Annotated in this window: 2 protein-coding genes and 1 pseudogene; all 3 read right to left on the bottom strand. The window is 67.5% G+C overall.

The features are described 5' to 3' along the window. Nucleotides 1-161: pseudogene (locus Q0H50_RS09345) on the bottom strand (hypothetical protein); the annotation flags it as partial. 10 nt (nt 162-171) lie between these two features. Continuing rightward, entirely contained in the window at nt 172-1,479 is a 1,308-nt protein-coding gene (locus Q0H50_RS09340; RefSeq protein ID WP_294421687.1) for a glutamate-5-semialdehyde dehydrogenase, read from the bottom strand. 184 nt (nt 1,480-1,663) lie between these two features. Continuing rightward, the coding region (locus tag Q0H50_RS09335) for a PUA domain-containing protein (protein WP_366936656.1) at nt 1,664-2,252 on the bottom strand (589 nt) is incomplete at its 5' end.

Here is a 2,252-nt window from a genome sequence, read left to right as displayed (position 1 = left end):
TGCTCGGCGCAGGCCAAATGCCCGATGTGGATGGGGTCGAACGTGCCGCCCATGATGCCGAGGCGCACCGGGCTGCCGTCGGCCCCAAGGTCGTCGAAGCGCTCGCAGACCACGGGCGCAGCCGATACCTGCTCGGACCTGGCTTCTCCGCCGGCTTGCATAAGCCCCATCCTAAGCGCGCACCTGCCCCGAGCCGCGCAGCATGTACTTGTAGGAGGTCAAGCCCTCAAGCGCGAAGGGGCCGCGCACGTGCAGCTTCTGCGTGGAGATGCCGATCTCAGCGCCCAGGCCGAACATGCCGCCATCGGTGAACGCGGTGGAGGCGTTCACGTACACCGCGGCCGCATCCACTTCGTTGACGAACCGCTCGATGGCTGCCGCACCTTCGGGAAGCTTCGGATCGGCGACGATGGCCTCGGAGTGCATCGTGCCGTAACGGTTGATATGGGCGATAGCCTGCTCGGGGCCGCTGACGCAGCGCACGGCCAGGTCGGGCGACAGGTATTCCGTTTCCCAATCCTGCTCGGAGGCACGCTCGACCTGCAGAGCGGCATCGGTCGGTAACCGCTTTTCACCGGCAGCAAGCGCGACTTTGCACGCAAGCTCGTCGCCATGGATGCGCACGCCCTTGTCGGCGAGCATGCCGAACAGCTCGGGCAGGAACCGCTCGGCCACGGACTGGTCGACGAGCAGCGTCTCGCATGCGTTGCACACGCCGTAGCGACGGCACTTGGCGTTGACCACGATGTTTCGCGCCATGTCGAAATCTGCGGTGGAATGCACGTACACGTGGCAGTTGCCGGTGCCCGTCTCGATGACGGGAACCTTCGCGCAGTCCACGCAGTGGGCGATCAGGCCCGCACCGCCGCGCGGCACGAGCACGTCGACCACGCCGCGCAAGCCCATGAGCACGTCGGCTGCGGCACGATCGGTGGACTCGATGATGCCGATGCAACCAGCGGGCATGCCGGCTGAAACGGCGGCATCATGCAGCACGTGCGCGATGGCCGCGCAGGACTTGGCCGCCATGGACCCGCCGCGCAGCACGCAGGCGTTGCCCGACTTCAGGCAGATGCCCGCGGCGTCTGCCGTGACGTTGGGGCGAGCCTCGTAGACCACGGCCACCACGCCAAGCGGAACGGCCACGCGCGAAAGCTGGATGCCGCTATCGAGCGTGCGCGAGTCGAACACGCGGCCGAGCGGGTCGGGAAGCGCCACCAGGTCCTCGAGCGCATCGGCCATGGCCGCAACGCGCCCCTCATCGAGCATCAGGCGATCGAGCAGGCTTTCCTTCGTGCCGGCTTTACGCGCGGCGTCCATATCCTGGGCGTTGGCGGCCACGATGGCCCCCGATTGCTCGCGCAGCGCCCGAGCCATGGCGGTCAATGCGGCGTTGCGCTCCTGCACGGTTGCCTGCGCAAGCGCCGGGCTCGCATCCTTGGCGGCCTGCGCGACCGCCAGCACTTCCTGTTCCAGCATGATCGACTCACATTCTGTCGTATATCCAAAGCGAAGGTGAGCACCCTAAGAGCCGCTCACCCGCTATTGTCCCGCATACGCGCACCACCCCGCACAGGCCCGCTCGCAAACCGCGAAACGGCGCCGGCAGGCGGCGTATCCGATGGCCGGCGCCTCGGCCCGCCGGGCGCCAAGCAGCTTGAACCTATTCGAAGACCACCAGCTCGTCGCGATGAACCAACGGACGCTGGGTCAGTGCGGCGAGCAAGCGGTTGCGCTCGAGCATCTCGCGCGTTTTGCCGCAGGCAAGCTCCACCTCGTCGGCGGAGAACGCCGCGCGTCCGCGGGCGAACAGGTGGCCCGCAAGATCTTTGATGTCGACGATATCGCCGGCCTCGAAGCGACCCTCCACGCTGGCGACGCCCACGCAAAGCAGGGATTTGCCGTGCCCGATAAGCGCCGACTTCGCGCCTTCGTCGACCACCACCGCGCCGCGCGCCGAGTCGCCAAGGGCGATCCAGAGCTTGCGGGGCGTGATCTCGTGGGGCTTCTTCAACGCCGAGAAGCGCGTGCCGACGGGCTTGCCCGCCGCGGCGTCCTCGACCACATGGGGCTGACGGCCATAGCAGATGACCATGGGGATACCCGCCACCATGAGCACGCGCGCGGCCTTGATCTTGGTGATCATGCCGCCCGAGCCCACCGTGGAACCCGCACCGCCGGCGACCGCCAGGATCTCGGGCCCGATGCTTTCCACATGGGGGATGAGCTTGGCGTCGGGATTGGTGTTCGGG

Origin of the sequence: uncultured Senegalimassilia sp. (assembly GCF_934632265.1) — a bacterium.
Taxonomy (GTDB): Bacteria; Actinomycetota; Coriobacteriia; order Coriobacteriales; family Eggerthellaceae; genus Senegalimassilia.
This window is presented reverse-complemented; position numbering and strand designations above follow the sequence as displayed.